At 34.8% G+C, this 14577-nt stretch carries 15 protein-coding genes; 13 read left to right on the top strand and 2 right to left on the bottom strand.

Features of this window, described 5'->3' with window-relative positions:
* Nucleotide 1: 1 nt before the first annotated feature.
* The 11 genes from VFM92_RS02210 (at nucleotide 2) to VFM92_RS02170 (ending at nucleotide 9550) form a co-directional block, all read left to right on the top strand.
* Nucleotides 2-517, top strand: a complete 516-nt coding sequence (locus VFM92_RS02210; protein WP_325120558.1) for a chemotaxis protein CheW — start codon at nucleotides 2-4, stop codon at nucleotides 515-517.
* Entirely contained in the window at nucleotides 510-962 is a 453-nt protein-coding gene (locus tag VFM92_RS02205) for a chemotaxis protein CheD (RefSeq protein WP_325120557.1), read from the top strand. Before VFM92_RS02210 ends, VFM92_RS02205 begins: the two co-directional genes overlap by 8 nt.
* A gap of 12 nt (nucleotides 963-974) precedes the next feature.
* Nucleotides 975-1331 carry a response regulator gene (locus tag VFM92_RS02200; protein ID WP_325120556.1) on the top strand — a complete coding sequence of 119 codons (357 nt, stop codon included), beginning with the start codon at nucleotides 975-977 and terminating at the stop codon, nucleotides 1329-1331.
* Nucleotides 1331-2368, top strand: a complete 1038-nt coding sequence (cheB, locus tag VFM92_RS02195) for a chemotaxis-specific protein-glutamate methyltransferase CheB (RefSeq protein ID WP_325120555.1) — start codon at nucleotides 1331-1333, stop codon at nucleotides 2366-2368. Before VFM92_RS02200 ends, cheB begins: the two co-directional genes overlap by 1 nt.
* 12 nt (nucleotides 2369-2380) lie before the next feature.
* Nucleotides 2381-4201 carry a chemotaxis protein CheA gene (locus tag VFM92_RS02190; protein ID WP_325120554.1) on the top strand — a complete coding sequence of 607 codons (1821 nt, stop codon included), beginning with the start codon at nucleotides 2381-2383 and terminating at the stop codon, nucleotides 4199-4201.
* Nucleotides 4202-4205: 4 nt separating this feature from the next.
* Nucleotides 4206-4817 (top strand): hypothetical protein, encoded by a 612-nt coding sequence (locus VFM92_RS02185; RefSeq protein ID WP_325120553.1) that lies wholly within the window; start codon nucleotides 4206-4208, stop codon nucleotides 4815-4817.
* Nucleotides 4804-7719: a PAS domain S-box protein gene (locus tag VFM92_RS02180; protein ID WP_325120552.1), complete on the top strand. Its 2916-nt coding sequence runs from the start codon at nucleotides 4804-4806 to the stop codon at nucleotides 7717-7719. Before VFM92_RS02185 ends, VFM92_RS02180 begins: the two co-directional genes overlap by 14 nt.
* Nucleotides 7709-8560, top strand: coding sequence for a protein-glutamate O-methyltransferase CheR (locus VFM92_RS02175; protein WP_325120551.1), 852 nt, complete (start codon nucleotides 7709-7711; stop codon nucleotides 8558-8560). Before VFM92_RS02180 ends, VFM92_RS02175 begins: the two co-directional genes overlap by 11 nt.
* Nucleotides 8561-8806: 246 nt before the next feature.
* Nucleotides 8807-8953: a DNA adenine methylase gene (locus tag VFM92_RS16905; RefSeq protein ID WP_414675559.1), complete on the top strand. Its 147-nt coding sequence runs from the start codon at nucleotides 8807-8809 to the stop codon at nucleotides 8951-8953.
* A 229-nt stretch (nucleotides 8954-9182) separates the two neighbouring features.
* On the top strand, nucleotides 9183-9278 hold the full coding sequence (locus tag VFM92_RS16900; protein WP_414675558.1) for a hypothetical protein: 96 nt from the start codon (nucleotides 9183-9185) through the stop codon (nucleotides 9276-9278).
* The gene (locus VFM92_RS02170) at nucleotides 9275-9550 is read left to right on the top strand and encodes a DNA adenine methylase (RefSeq protein ID WP_325120575.1); all 276 of its coding nucleotides are present in this window, start codon (nucleotides 9275-9277) and stop codon (nucleotides 9548-9550) included. The genes VFM92_RS16900 and VFM92_RS02170 overlap by 4 nt, the downstream gene beginning before the upstream one ends.
* A 134-nt stretch (nucleotides 9551-9684) precedes the next feature.
* Here VFM92_RS02170 and VFM92_RS02165 read toward each other — a convergent pair whose 3' ends face one another.
* Both VFM92_RS02165 and VFM92_RS02160 read right to left on the bottom strand, forming a co-directional pair.
* A complete protein-coding gene (locus VFM92_RS02165) occupies nucleotides 9685-10485 on the bottom strand; it encodes a zinc ribbon domain-containing protein (RefSeq protein WP_325120550.1) in 801 nt (266 codons plus the stop codon).
* A gap of 4 nt (nucleotides 10486-10489) precedes the next feature.
* Nucleotides 10490-11587 (bottom strand): Nif3-like dinuclear metal center hexameric protein, encoded by a 1098-nt coding sequence (locus VFM92_RS02160; protein ID WP_325120549.1) that lies wholly within the window; start codon nucleotides 11585-11587, stop codon nucleotides 10490-10492.
* A 47-nt stretch (nucleotides 11588-11634) separates the two neighbouring features.
* On the opposite strand from VFM92_RS02160, the gene lpxK reads away from it, so the two are divergent.
* Both lpxK and VFM92_RS02150 read left to right on the top strand, forming a co-directional pair.
* A complete protein-coding gene (lpxK, locus tag VFM92_RS02155) occupies nucleotides 11635-12690 on the top strand; it encodes a tetraacyldisaccharide 4'-kinase (RefSeq protein WP_325120548.1) in 1056 nt (351 codons plus the stop codon).
* Between the two features lie 7 nt (nucleotides 12691-12697).
* Nucleotides 12698-14566, top strand: a complete 1869-nt coding sequence (locus tag VFM92_RS02150) for a putative porin (RefSeq protein WP_325120547.1) — start codon at nucleotides 12698-12700, stop codon at nucleotides 14564-14566.
* The last annotated feature ends 11 nt before the right edge of the window (nucleotides 14567-14577 follow it).

Genomic DNA, 14577 nt, shown 5'->3' with positions numbered 1-14577 from the left:
GATGGAAGCCGTAAGAGAAAAAGATAATAAAGAAAGTCAGCAGAAATCACAATTGATTGTGTTTCGCCTGGGCGATGAGGAATACGGTTTGCAGATTGGTCAAATCAAGGAAGTAGTACCAACACCTCATATCACGCGCTTACCACAAACTCCTCCTTATGTAAAAGGAGTAGCCAATATCAGAGGAAACATCATAGCTGTGGTAGATTTAGAAGAGAAATTTGGTTTGAAAAAGGAATCCGATGGAGCAGCTAATAACTACACCTTGGTTGTAGAAAGTGATGAGGTTAAAATGGGTGTTTTGGTAAGAGAGTTACCGAATACCTTAAATGTGAAGCAATCTCAAATTGAGGATTCAGCAAATATCATTCAGGACGGTGGAGCTGAGCAATCTTACATCAAGGGAATTGTGAAACTGGAAGACAGACTCATCATCATGTTGGATGTTTTCAAAACCATGAGTGAAAGCGAGCTAAATGGTGTTTTCAAGAATAACAAAGTTTCTGAACATGTTTGAGCACGCCTTGAATTTGGGTGATTTCATTGTCACCAAAGACCCGACCAATATTGCTTGTTATGGTTTAGGTTCATGTGTAGGGCTGTTTATTTATGACAGAGTCAATAAAATTTCAGCTGCTGCACACGTGGTTCTTTCCGATGAATTGGAGAAAGATACTACCTACAATGCCAAAACTGCTTTTGAAAAATTGATAGAGGAGATTGAAAAAATCGGAGGAAATAAAAATGCATTAAGAGCTAAAATAGTAGGCGGTGCTAATCTTTTCAATTCTGGATTCAATACAGGTGAACGAAATGTAAACACATTAAGAAAATTGATTTTAGATAATAAAATCTTTCTGGCAGGGCAGGATGTAGGCGGTAATAAAAGCCGAACTGCTCGCTTTAATACAGTAAATGGAGACCTATCAGTTTCCTCACAAAATATAAATTACGCGATTTAAAAAATTATGATAATGGGAAAGAAAGTTTTAATTGTAGATGATTCGCTTTATATGCGAACACTCATAAAAGATGCGCTTGAAGAAGGTGGTTACGAAATTGTGGGTCAGGCAGCTAATGGTGAAGAAGCCATTGACTTGGCTTTTGAATTACAACCTGATATTATCACTTTAGATAATATTTTACCTGATATGATAGGTACTGATATCCTCAAGGTTTACAAAGATGAAGGCTTGCCTTCAAAAGTGTATATGATTAGCGCTGTAGGACAGAATTCTGTGATTGAAGAAGGAATGAGCTTGGGAGCTGAAGATTATATAGTGAAACCTTTTACCTCAGAGCAATTAGTTCAAGCACTTTCTAAAGCCTAATGAGCTCCTCCAAAATCATATCAACCTTAATCGTAGAGGATTCAGCTTTAATGCGAATTTTACTTTCAGACATCTTAAAAGCAGATCCTAATATCGAATTACTGGGAACTGCCAAGAATGGAAAAGAAGGAGTGGAGAAGGCAAGACTGCTGCAGCCTGATGTGATTATTTCTGATATGATAATGCCCGATTTCGATGGTGTGTATTTGGTAGAGAATATAATGAAAGAAATACCGACTCCTGTAATTCTACTAAGTTCCTTAGAGAAAAATGATGGTTTGGTTTTCGATGCTTTGCAAAAAGGTGCTTTTGATTTTCTGGATAAGCCTAAGGATGATATTACAAATTCCATTAAGGCAAAAAACTATCCATTAACTACTTTAGTGAAAGCTGCTGCTGAATCGAAAATCAAGAAAATTGAGGTAAAGGAGAATAAAAACAATCACGCTTTTCATGGTACAGTCGCTTATTCAGCAATTGTCATTGGTGCATCAACTGGCGGTCCTGGAGCAATTGAAAATTTATTGAAGCAGTTACCCAATAATTTGATTTTACCAGTCATCATTGCTCAACATATGCCTGATAGTTTTATCCATTCCTTTGCCAAAAGATTGAATGATTTGACAGAACTAAAGGTGAAAGTAGCCGATTCAGGTGAGGAAATCAGACCAGGCTACATTTTTCTGGCTCCTGGTCATTCCAATATGCGATTAAGAAAAAATCCGCATACAGGCGGGGTAGTGGTTCATTTTACGGATAAAGTTTTCACAGAATTCAATAATCCTTCCATCGATTGTTTGATGGAGTCAGCTGCAGAAGTTTATGGAGATAGAATGATTGGCATAATCCTAACAGGAATGGGGAAAGACGGAACAGAAGGATTGAAAAAAGTAAAAGCCAAAGGTGGAATCACCATAGCACAGGACGAAGAGACTTCTGTGGTGTATGGAATGCCAAAAAGCGCTTTTGATTCAGGTGCTACCGATAAATTGGTACCATTAAATCAAATGGGTGGCTATTTGGTAAGTTGTTTATAAAAATATTCAGAGATGTCTAACAAAGAACAAGAATATAAAAAATTATTTATTTCAGAATCAGACTCCAATGTGGAAGAGCTGGAAACCCTATTAACGCAATTGGAAAAATCTCCTGCTGACCAGAAGACAATTGATTCTATTTTCAGAATTACACATACCTTAAAAGGCAATGCAGCTGGAATGGGATTTGAAGTTATTTCCAAATTTGCTCATGCTTTGGAGGACTTATTTTCTGAAATCAAGCAGTCTAATATTAAAATTGAAGAGGAGATATTCACTACGCTTTTCAAGGCGGTGGATACATTGAAAGAATTAGTGCAATCACTTTCTGATGATAAATTGAATGTGAAGTATAGAGGCATTCAGCGCAAATTAGAAGTGATAGTAGAGAGTAGCCGAAAAGCTGAAAAACCTCAGGAAGAACCAACTAACGCGAAAAAGGAGGTAGTAAAGAAACCTGCTCCTAAAGCTAAAAACCCTGTCCCAAAAATTAAAACTGAAGCGCAGCAATTAGAAGAATTGCAAGCTCAGGTTGAAGAACATCAGGTCAATCAGCCTAAAGGGGTGATGGCAGTAGAGGAGGAAAGAGAAATGATTACCGCTGAAGAAAAGGATGCTAAGAAAATCAGTTTCTCCGATATGGTACAAGTGCCAGTGGCGAAGCTAGACAATCTTTTAAATTTAGTTGGTGAACTCATCATCGAAAGAGACCGATTGATTACCACTCATGAGGGGAATGTTTCAAGAAATGAATTCAACAGCTTAAAGCGAGTATCTTCTGATTTACAGTATTCTGTAATGGATGTTCGCTTGGTTCAAGTGGGTTTTTTGTTTAATAAATTCCATAGAGTGGTTCGTGATGCAGCTACTACTGAAAAAAAGCAGGTGGATTTAATCATTGAAGGAAGCGAGACTGAAATCGATAGAAACATCTTACAAATTATTTCTGATTCATTAATCCACCTTATTAGAAACGCTATAGGTCATGGGATTGAAAGCGAGGCAGATAGAAGAGGTGAAGGAAAAGATGCTATTGGTAAATTAACACTCTCCGCAAGAAATGAAACTGAAGGCGTGGTAATCGACATCAAAGATGATGGGAAAGGAATTGATGTAGAGAAAATCAAGAAAAAGGTAGCGCAAAAGGGCTGGGTTGAACCTTCTGTTTTGGATAAAATGACTCAGGAAGAAATCATTTCCTTCATTTTTGAACCAGGTTTTTCTACCAATGACGCAGTCAACAGTATTTCTGGTCGTGGAGTAGGGATGGACGTGGTAAAAAAAGCCATTGATTCGGTAGGGGGAAATATAAAAGTACAAACGGAAGCTGGAAAGGGCTCAGTATTTTCTTTGATATTGCCTTCTTCCATGGCAGTGAAATCTACCCTTTTATTTGAAGTAGGGCATAGCCAATATGCAGTTCCGCTGACTTATACCGATGCAGTGCTTTCATTAGAGCGAAAAGAGATTTATAAAATTCAAAACCGCTTGATGATTAATCATCAAGACCAGACTATTGAAACTGTTTTCCTTAGGGATTTATTCTTTCCAGAAGAAGCTTCCAAAAGAGCAGAGGCTTTAAAATCAAACGAAAAGTGGAGTGTAGTTTTAGTACATTATAACGGTAAGAAATTAGGATTAGTAGTTGATAAGTTACTACAGCAGAAGGAGATAGTCGAGAAGCCTTTGAAAAAGCCAGTCGATTTTGTGCGCTATGTAAGCGGTGTAACCATTTTAGGAAATGGGAAGGTTTGTTTGGTGATTAATATACCGCAAATCATACAAAAATTATTTAATCATTCAGTAAATGTAAACGCTACTGCTGTAGCCTAGTCTTATGGACAAAATTAGTAAAGAATTAAAAGCTGTAGCTCAGGATATTTTCCTTAAAGGATATGAAAAAGCTAGTCAATCATTTTCAAGCCTATCTGGTGAGCAGGTAAGCATCAAAAATTTTGAGTTGTTTTTTGGAGAGGCTCCTGATTTATTACAGAAAATCATTAAAACCAATAATCCTTCCATTTTGATTACAGACATAATAGGTGAGGCAAAAGGAAGAAGTTATTTGGTTTTTAGTGAGAAAGATGCGCAAGTAGTGCCGGATATGTTGATTCGAAAAATGAAGAGCTTACAATCTAATCCTGATTTTGTAGAAATCATTTTGAAAGAAGTAGATAATATGGTTTCTGCTGCGGTTATTACCGAGCTATCCAATCAATTGGATTTAAAGATTTATGGTGATGTGCCTAAAATTGTGTTTCCTGATGAAGCAAATAGAGAATGGTTGCAAGATGAAATAGAGCATAATGAGGATATGTTTGCTATTCTATCTTCAGCCAATTTTGCCTTTGAGGACAATATGAAAATAAGCCCTTATTTCATCTGGATATTGGATAAGCAATTCTATTCAGTATTGAACCACAAAAAACTTAGTTATGCGGATAGATAGAACCCACAGGTTTTTAATAGTAGGATTTTGTGGAATGCTAATAGCTTTTATGGCTAGCATTTTGTTGACTCTGGTTTTAAAAAACCTGAACCCTTACTACCACCTTAGTATTTACGCTACTGCCTTTGTTTTCTTTTTCGTAATGGTTTTGAATTATGTCCGAGAACGAAAAGGCATCAAACAAATTTCTGATTTAGGCACCGACCTTAGTGTTGATGATTCCAATTTTGAGGTTAAATCTTCGAACAAATGGACTCAAAATTTCTATCAGGACATCCTGTCTAACAGGCAAAAAATAAAGCAAGCCACTGAATGGATAAATGCCATAGCAGAAGGCGAAAAAATTGAATTAAAAGAAGAGAATGACAACCACTTATCCAAAGCGGTTGTCAACCTTCAATCTGAACTCATAAAATTCAGAAGCAAAGAAGAAAAACGGACGTGGCAAGCAGAAGGAATAGCCAAATTTTCCGAGTTATTGCGCACATACAATGAAAATATGAAAGATTTTGGTTTTCACATTATCAGAGAAACCGTAAAATATATTGAAGGAAATCAGGGCGCTATTTTCTTGGCTGGAAAAGATGAGGTGGAAGAATATTTGGAAATGATTGGTTGCTACGCTTACGAGCGAAGAAAATTAGCCAATAAGAGAATTTCTAAAGGTGAGGGCTTAGTTGGTCAATGTATGCAGGAAAAAGATTTAATTTATATCACAGATGTTCCTGAACGATACATCAAAATCACCTCTGGATTAGGTCAGGCCTCACCACGCCATATTTTAATTATTCCTTTAATTAGCGATGAGAAAATGGTAGGAGCTATGGAATTAGCTTCTTTTAAAGTTTTAGAAGATTATCAGATTGAGTTTTTAAAAGATTTGGCAAAGAATATTGCAGCTTCCGTTGCCGTAATTCAAGTGAATGAAAATACACAGAAGCTATTAGAAGAATCTCAAAAGATGTCAACCGAATTACAAGCCAATGAGGAGGAAATGAGACAGAATATGGAGGAGTTGGAAGCCACTCAGGAAGAAATGGTACGCAATCAACTCGAATTAGATGGTGTATTTAGTGCAATCAATAATACGTTATTAAAAGCAGAATTTGATGTAGATGGAAATGTTATTTCTGCAAATCAAAAATTTCTTGAGTTTTTGAAATGGGAACAGACTGAACTTAAAAATAAAAAGCATAGTAATATTTGTAAGAATATTGAAAAGTCTGGTGAGATTTGGAGAAAAGTAAGGAAAGGTGAAAATCATATAGTAGAATATGAAACCCACACTTCCAAAAAAGAAAAAGTGTGGATTGAAGCCTCTTATTCTCCTGTTTTGGATGCTAATGGCAATCTTAACAAAATTTTGATGTTGGGTCAGGATATTTCCGAAAGAGTAGCCAATGAAGAGGAACAAAGAAGATTGTCTTTGGTGGCTGACAATACAGATAATTCAGTCATCATCACGGATAAGGAAGGGTTAATAGAATATGTTAATTCTGGTTTTGAAAATATGACAGGTTACAAGCTGAATGAAATCAGAGGTAAAAAGCCAGGCGAATTCCTACAAGGTCCAGAAACCAATCAAGAAACCAAGAGAAAAATCAGTCAATTATTGACAGAGCGAAAGCCTATATACGAGGAAATTCTTAATTACTCTAAAGATGGTAGATCTTACTGGGTTTCTTTAGCAATTAATCCTGTTTGGGATGAAAAAGGAGAAATAAAAAACTTCATTGCGGTTCAAGCAGACATTACTGCCACCAAGAAATCTGCATTAGATGCTAAATATAAGCTTGAAGCAATCGGTAGGTCTAATGCCGTTATTGAATTCGATACTATGGGACTTGTGTTGGATGCAAATCAAAATTACTTAGATATCATTGGTTACGAAAAAGAAGAATTGATAGGTAAGCATCATGAGCTGATGGTTGATAAAACTACTTCTCAATCTATTGAATATAAAAAGCTTTGGGAGCGATTGGCTAAGGGTGAATTTGTAACAGGTGAATTTGAACGTTATACCAAATCAGGTAAAAAAGTAATGCTTAAAGGTGTTTTTAATCCAATTTTCGACATAAATGGGAATACCATCAAGGTAGTGAAATTCGCCACTGACATTACTCAAGAGAAGACTCTGGCAAGAGAAAACCAAAAAAATCAGGCGGAATTGATGAGCCACATGGAAGCCATCAACAAAACTATTGGTTCATTAGAATTTGATAAAAAGGGGAAAATTGTAAAAGCTAATGAAATCTATCTAAGTATCACGGGTTTCAAATTAGAGGATATAGCGGGTAAATCGTATTTTGATTTATTGCCTGAAAAAGATCGTTTCAAGCCTCAATATCAGTTGATGTGGGAAAGCTTGCAAAGTGGAAAATTCTTCTCTGGAGAGTTTAAGCAAGTTGATAAAGCCGGCCACGAAGTATGGTTGTCTGGCACTATCAATCCGATTTACGATAGTGCAAGAAATTTGGAGAAGGTGCTTATGCTAGCTCAGTTTACCACCAAATCAAAGCAAAAGTTAAATGAATTGGGTGGCTCAGTTACCGCTATGAAAGGCGTTATTCCAATCTTAGAAATGAATATTGATTTCAGTTTAAAAAATGCCAACCCATTGTTTTTTGATGCCTCTGGATACAGCAGAATGACCCTGAAAAATGTAGATTTTAAAGAGAATTTCAAGCTTGAAAAAGGGATTACCCCTGAATTAGTCTTGAAAGATTTAGAAAATGGTAAAAGTGTAGAGACTTACCTAGATTTTAAAACAAATAAAGGAGAGTGGATTAGCTCAAAAGTCAGCATTGCTGGGGTACAAAATTTAGATTTAGAATTAGATAAAATCATTGTACTTTTCACTGGAATGGTGGAGCAAAATATAAAATTGAAAAATGTCAATTGATCCATCCATATCCTCCGCAGTAGAAATCACAGATGAAGAAATGCGTTCCATTCAGGAAGCCATCATGAAAAGATATGGGATAGATTTTTTTAATTATGAGCCCAAATCTTTCAAAAGAAGGCTACAAAGGATCTATAGGAAATTCAATTTTACATCTAGCTTTGATTTGTGGAGCAGAACATTAAAAGATAAAGATTTTGTCCATGATTTTATCAATGAGGTTTCTGTTGGTTTAACTTCTTTATTTAGAGATCCTGAATTTTGGCAAACTTTTAAAAATGTTTGTAAAGAACATTTCTCAGACCAGTACAGAATGAATGTATGGCATGCCGGATGTTCTTCTGGTGAGGAAATTTACACTTCGGCCATCGTTTGGGATGATTTAGGATTTACTGGAAAAGTAAAAAGCATTGCAACTGACATTTCCTCTAATGCGCTTAAGACAGCTGAAAGCGGAAAAATTATTCAAGCGAAACTAACTGAATACGAACGAAACTTGAAGCTTTACAATGCTACTTCCAAGTTGGATAAATATTTTACTGAAGGGCAAGATGAAATTATATTCAAGCCAAAATTTTTGGATAAAGTAACTTTCAGAAACTCCAATCTAATAATGGAAGATTATGGTGAGAATCAGTACGATATAATCTTCTGCAGAAATGTCTTAATTTATTTCGATGGTCCTGCAAAGGAAAAAGTCATTGAAAAAATCTATAAAGCACTAAAGCCCGGTGGATTCTTAATCATTGGCTTTCTTGACAGTATGTTGAGCTATTTGGATGACGAAAGATTTGAATACTATGATTTAAGACAGCGAATATTTAGAAAGAATAATAATTAAGTCCTTCATTCTTGAAATAAGTATTCCTTAGAATTAAAAAAATAGCGCATTTCCTTAAGTTCTAATTCGTAATTATTTACTTTGCAATCATTTCTAAATGATCAATTTAGCAACGCTAATTTGTTGTTCGGAAAGATTAAACTGAATATGAAAAAAAAGCCATTTCTTAAATGGGCAGGGGGTAAAACTCAACTATTAAACGAAATCAAAAGAGCTTTACTAGAAAATTTGTCATCAGCTTAGGTCATTTTTATTGAGCTTTTTGTGGGAAGTGGTGCGATTTTATTCTGGAAGCTAAATAACTTCCCAACAAATAAAAAAGCTGTCCTTAAAGATATCAATATTAAACTTATTGATACTAACATTACGATAAGAGACCAGCCCAGGAGTTGATTTCTATTTTAAATCAATTCCAAAATGAATTCCATGAATTGGAATCAAATCTTGAGTATAAAAAGGAATAATTTTACCAAAAGAGAAGTGAATTTAATCAGTAAGATTCTGACAAAATCCATCAATCTGCTTTGTTTATTTTCTTGAATAGAACCTGCTTTAAAGGTTTTTTTACAGAGTAAATAGAAAAGGTTTTTTCAATGTTCCAGTAGGTTCTTATAAAAGACCAATGATTTGTGATGCTGAGAATTTAAAAGAAGTCAGTGATCTTATGCAAATAGTTGAAATTCTAAATGGAGATTTCGAGGAAACGGCTTCTATATAACTAAAGGCAGTTTTTCTTATTTTGATCCACCCAATAAACCTTTGAAGATAACTTCTAGTTTTAATGCCTATACTCAAAATGCTTCTGATGATAAGGAACAAATTAGATTAAGAGATTTTTGTACAATGCTAGACAAAAAAGGACATAATTGGATGCTGAGCAATTCTGATACCAAAAGACTTTATGAGGATATGTTTTTCGATGATTTGTATGCTGATTATGTTATCAATAGAGTTAAGGCAAAAAGAAGTATTAATTCAAATGCCAATTAAAGAGATGAAATATGCGAGCTCTTAATCACTAATTACAATATTTCGTCTATTATTTGTCTTAAACTAGAATTCATAAAAAAACCTGTCAAATTTGATTTTGACAGGTCTTAAAATTTTATTTCTTTTTTTAAGATTTACTCTTCCACTTTCTTTTTGGCAGCAGTTGTATTTTTTCTTACAGTACGTTTCTTTTTTGGCTTTTCTTCTACGATTTCGTCTTCAACATCAGTTAAGACTCTTCCGCAATGCTCACAAACAATTAATTTCTTTCTATCTCTGATGTCAGCTTGTCTCTGAGGAGGAACTGTATTGAAACATCCACCGCAAGCACCTCTTTTAACAGGAACTACAGCCAAACCATTTCTAACGTTTCCTCTTAATCTTTCATAAGAAGCTACTAATCTATCTTCAATTTTCTTGAGTGCTTTTTCTCTATCTTTTTCCAGCTTAGCAACTTCTTCTTCAGTTTCAGCTTCGATATTTTCAAGTTCAACGCGTTTGCTTTCTAAATCTTTTTTACGGTCTTCGTGCAAAGCTTTAGTTTCTTCGATGCCTTTTACCTTATCTTCGATTTTAGCTTCAGCTTCTTTTATTTTTTTCTCATGGATTTGAATATCCAATTGCTGTAGTTCCACTTCTTTTGTGATGGCATCATATTCGCGATTATTTCTAACGCTCATTTGTTGCTCACCGTATTTTGCAATAAGCTTTTCTGATTCTTTGATTCCTTGCTTTGCGGCTTCAATTTCATCTTTAATAGCTTGAACGCTATTATCGAATTTTTGAATACGGGTTTCATAACCTGCAATTTCATCTTCTAAATCAGCTACCTCGTCAGGTAATGCTCCCCTCACTTTTCTAATGTCGTCTAATTTTGAATCGATACCTTGCAATTTTTTCAAGGCGTCAAGTTTTTGTGCTACAGTACTTTCCATGCAGTTAATAATATTTTATCGGATTCGTGACAGTCTGTCCTAAATGGAGTGCAATATTAGCAAAATTTTCTTTCAAAATTGCATAAAATATCTCATTTGTAAAACGTTCGCTTTCATAATGCCCTATGTCGGCTATAATCAGCCTTCCGTCAGCATCAAAAAATTCATGATATTTTATGTCAGATGAGATATAAATGTCAGCTTGTTTATTTTTTGCTTGCGAAATAAGGAATGAACCAGCTCCTCCGCAAATTGCAACTCTTTTTATTTTACGGTTTATATCTGCAGTATGTTTTATTACAGACAAACCCATCTTATCTTTTAAATAGGTATAAAACTTTTTTGGTTCCATAGGTTCTGCCATTTCTCCTATCATGCCCGAGCCTAAATCATCGTAAGTGTTTTCCAGTTGATGCAAATAATAGGCAACCTCCTCATAGGGATGTGCAGTTTTCATGGCGCTCAATATTTTATTTTTTAAATAAAGAGGGAAAATAACTTCTATTTTATGTTCTTCTACCGTTTCTAGTTTACCTTTTTTGCCAATGCTCGGATTAGCTTTGTCAGTTGGTAAGAAACTTCCTTTTCCAGCAGTTTCGAAAGCGCAATCTTTATATTCACCAATTTGACCTGCACCTGCCTTGTGCAAAGCATTTTTCAATTCATCAGCATTTTCCTTTGGAACAAAAACACTTAATTTTCCCAAGAATCCATTTTTTGGACTTAAAATTTCAGTATTAATCAAGCCTAACTTTTCAGCTATCTTGGCATTTACTCCATTTTTAATATTGTCCAGGTTCGTATGGGAAGCATAAATGGCGATATCATTTTTTATTGCTTTTATGACCGTCCTTTCCACATAATTTCTTCCTGTCAGTTTTTTTAGGCCTTTAAAAATGATAGGATGATGAGCCACTATAAGTTCGCAGTTTTTAGAAATGGCTTCATCTACAACTTCCTCAGTTACGTCTAAAGTGATTAAGACATTGCTCACATTTTGGGAGGCATCACCTACTATCAAACCTGCATTATCATAAGATTCTTGATAAGCTAAAGGTGCAATGCTTTCCAAATGTTGGACGATATCCTTTATTTTGCTCATATTTGTTTTTGTTTCAATTCCGTCAAAGTTAAAAAGTTTTACAGCCCTTGCAATTATTTAAAAATAAGTATTGGCAATTAATGATGTCACCATTTAGTATAATGTACAAATGGGTGATGCAATTTCGAAATCATTTATACGATATCGAATACAAGCCTGTTTTCCGTTTTGATACTAAAGTTATATCTGTAGGGAACCTTTCTATGGGAGGAACAGGCAAAACGCCCTTTGTGGAATATATTTTAAGATTTTTGGTTGAAAAAGGCTATTCTAAAAAAGTGGCGACTTTATCCAGAGGCTATGGCAGAAAATCAAAAGGTTTTAGAATTGCCGCTGCTGAAGATTTACCCAATACGATCGGGGATGAACCGTTTCAGATTTATCAGAAATTTAAAAATGATGCAGTAGTTTCAGTCGGAGAGGATAGGGTTCTGGCAATCCCGAGCATCATTTTTGAACATCCAGAAAATGAAGTCATAATCTTAGATGATGCTTATCAACATAGAAGCGTTAAACCGAACTTTTCCATTTTATTGACCGATTTTAATTTCCGTTTTTATAAAGATTTTGTTCTGCCTTCAGGAACATTAAGAGAAAGCAGAAAGGGGGCGAAAAGAGCTGATGTTATAGTGGTGACGAAATGTCCGGTTGATTTGGGTAAATTAGAGAAGGAACAGATAAAAGGGAATATTCAACGTTATGCTCAAAAAGATGTGTTTTTCACGACTGTCAAATATGAAAGACCAGTAGCAACTGTAAAAGGTAATGAACCAGATAAGAATATTGTATTAGTAACAGGCATTGCACAGTCTCAAAAATTCAAAGAATATTTAGTCGAAGATGGATTTGATATAGTAAAGCATTTTGATTTTGCAGATCATCATAATTTTACATTTAGAGAAATTGAGGAAGTAGAAAAAATGGCAAATGATGTAAATGCAGATATCATGACTACTGAAAAGGATTGGGTTAGGTTAATATATATGCCAGAGTTATCAAAATCATTTCAAAGTAAGCTATTTTATATCCCCATCATGGTACAGTTTTTGGAAGATGAAAAATCTTTTCATCAAATCTTGGAAGATTCTATAACTAGAGCTTAATAAATCCATGACTTTACTTAATTTTGCATCTGTTTTGAAGAAATATCTATTTATCATATCGATTTTTTGTTTTGGTTTTACACCTCTATTTAGTCAAGTAATTGATGATTCTACTCAACTTGTGTATGGGCCAAAAACTACTCTTTTTACAACAGAAGAAAATATCAAAAACAATATTGAGCAATATCAGGTAATTGATACCAGTCTTGAAAAAACTCATCTGTGGGATCCGGTGGCTTTAACAGATTACAGATATCAAAATTTGGGTACTGTAGGTACAGCTTTACGGCCAGTTTTTTACCAAACTCCTGATGTAATTGGAAAAAGAAGTGGTTTTAGTGCTTATGATTATTACATAAAAACGCCTGACGAAATTAAATATTTTGATACTAAATCTCCTTTTACTCAAATGAGGTCTGTTTTAGGAGGTAACTATCGCGCGTACATTGGAGTTGATTTTTCTAGAAATATTACAGAGAATTGGAATGCAGGATTTAGTTTCAGAAGATGGACTGTTGATAAACAAATTGGGCCTTTGCAAAGTAGAGGAGATTTAAATGTTATATCTCATTCGTACGATATTTCTACTGATTACCGGTCGCCTGATAGGAAATATCAAGTACTTTTTAATTTTACTAGAACTTTCCATAAAGTAAATGAAACAGGTGGTATCAGAGATTCAGCTGAGATAATTGTTTATGAAAATCTTTTTGGTTACGATGATGAAGATATAAATTTAAGAAACGCGCAAGGAGGTGAATTAAGACAGCAATATCACCTTTACCAACAATATAAGTTGAATAAACTACTACAATTTTACTACACATTTGATCGGACAAATCAGATGAACCTATTTTTAAATTCAGGTCCCACTGATGCAACAGATGTTGATTATTTTGATCAATTCTTGCTAAGGACCGATTCCACCACAGATTTAACAAGGTATGTTTATGTGCAAAATGAAGTAGGGTTTAAAGGAGAAATTGGTAGTGCTTTTTATCGGTTTTATGCAAAACGAAAAGATATAAGATTTACCGGGAAATATCTTCAAACAGTAAATGCGACAGCTGAAAATTATGCAGGAGGTTACTTTAGATTTGCACCGAGAGAGAATTGGCAATTTGATGCGAATGCTGAATACGAATTGAGTGGAAACTATAAGTTAGCGGCAAATTTAAAGATTCCATTTCTAACGGTAAGTGCGCTCAGTATGCAATTTGCATCACCTTTTTTCTATGAACAACATTTCGGCAATCATGACTATTGGAGAAATAATTTTGGAAGTGAGCGGGTACAGCAATTGAGTGGTAAGCTTGATATTAGATGGAAGGATTATATTAGATTTCAACCTAAACTTGATTTAAAAATAGTCAGCAACCATATGTATTTCGATACTGAGGCTACACCTCAGCAATCTTCTGGTACTGCCACATTATTACATCCGGGAGTGGAAATGAAGGCCAGATTAGGTGCAATGAATTTGGAAGCAGATTATATCTATACACTTAAAGAAGGTGCAGATGCTGATTTATTTAGAATTCCTGAACATTTTTTAAATCTTGATTTATATTACAGCAAAGTTTTTGAGGATCGCTTGGAAGCACGAATTGGTATAGAAGCGCATTATAAATCAACATATTTTGCTGATGATTATGATCCAGTTACCCAGCAATTTTATCTACAAAATTACTTTGAGGTGCCAGGCTATATGTTTGCAGATGTATATGCTAGCGCAAAAATAAACACGGCAAGATTATTCGTAAAATTCCGTCACTTTAATCAAGATCTAACAGCGGGAGGGTATTTCACAACTCCATATTATACTGGTCAAGAAAGGATTTTAGATTTAGGAGTCACCTGGTCATTTTTCGATTAAATACAAAAATC

Origin of the sequence: Marivirga sp. (assembly GCF_035704835.1) — a bacterium.
In the GTDB taxonomy this organism is placed as follows: domain Bacteria; phylum Bacteroidota; class Bacteroidia; order Cytophagales; family Cyclobacteriaceae; genus Marivirga.
Note: the sequence above shows the minus strand (reverse complement) of the source record. Positions and strands in the feature narration are given on the sequence as shown.

Bases quoted from the DNA above. Each gene is read 5' to 3' on its own strand.
- VFM92_RS02210 (WP_325120558.1), top strand. From the start codon at position 2: ATGGAAGCCGTAAGAGAAAAAGATAATAAAGAAAGTCAGCAGAAATCA.
- VFM92_RS02205 (WP_325120557.1), top strand. From the start codon at position 510: ATGTTTGAGCACGCCTTGAATTTGGGTGATTTCATTGTCACCAAAGAC.
- VFM92_RS02200 (WP_325120556.1), top strand. From the start codon at position 975: ATGGGAAAGAAAGTTTTAATTGTAGATGATTCGCTTTATATGCGAACA.
- cheB (WP_325120555.1), top strand. From the start codon at position 1,331: ATGAGCTCCTCCAAAATCATATCAACCTTAATCGTAGAGGATTCAGCT.
- VFM92_RS02190 (WP_325120554.1), top strand. From the start codon at position 2,381: ATGTCTAACAAAGAACAAGAATATAAAAAATTATTTATTTCAGAATCA.
- VFM92_RS02185 (WP_325120553.1), top strand. From the start codon at position 4,206: ATGGACAAAATTAGTAAAGAATTAAAAGCTGTAGCTCAGGATATTTTC.
- VFM92_RS02180 (WP_325120552.1), top strand. From the start codon at position 4,804: ATGCGGATAGATAGAACCCACAGGTTTTTAATAGTAGGATTTTGTGGA.
- VFM92_RS02175 (WP_325120551.1), top strand. From the start codon at position 7,709: ATGTCAATTGATCCATCCATATCCTCCGCAGTAGAAATCACAGATGAA.
- VFM92_RS16900 (WP_414675558.1), top strand. From the start codon at position 9,183: ATGATTTGTGATGCTGAGAATTTAAAAGAAGTCAGTGATCTTATGCAA.
- VFM92_RS02165 (WP_325120550.1), bottom strand. From the start codon at position 10,485: ATGGAAAGTACTGTAGCACAAAAACTTGACGCCTTGAAAAAATTGCAA.
- VFM92_RS02160 (WP_325120549.1), bottom strand. From the start codon at position 11,587: ATGAGCAAAATAAAGGATATCGTCCAACATTTGGAAAGCATTGCACCT.
- VFM92_RS02150 (WP_325120547.1), top strand. From the start codon at position 12,698: ATGACTTTACTTAATTTTGCATCTGTTTTGAAGAAATATCTATTTATC.